This window comes from Shewanella sp. 10N.286.52.E4 (assembly GCF_041468785.1).
In the GTDB taxonomy this organism is placed as follows: Bacteria; Pseudomonadota; Gammaproteobacteria; order Enterobacterales; family Shewanellaceae; genus Shewanella; species Shewanella electrodiphila.
Window position 1 is genome coordinate 1 of record NZ_JBFRJJ010000085.1, and the last position, 257, is coordinate 257.

Sequence of the window (257 nt, forward strand, 5' to 3'; positions counted from 1 at the left end):
ATTGATGGCGTAGACATTTCAGGCTTAGTTGATGGTGACATTACTGTAGATGCCTCAGCTGTCGACCAAAACGGTCAAACCGTCACTGATGCTGACACCGACAACATGGACGCCACCGCGGGCTCAATCGATGTAGCCCTCACCATCAATGATGGCGCAGAAACTGCTGACATTTCAGGTACCACTACTGATGTGGCGCCAAACTCAACTGTCACCCTAACGCTCACCGATAGCGCTGGCACAGTGCAGGTCATCAC

The 257-nt window shown here is 52.1% G+C and carries 1 pseudogene; it reads left to right on the top strand.

What is annotated here, in order from left to right:
* Positions 1 to 257, top strand: a pseudogene (locus tag AB4153_RS21450) (RTX toxin); the annotation flags it as partial.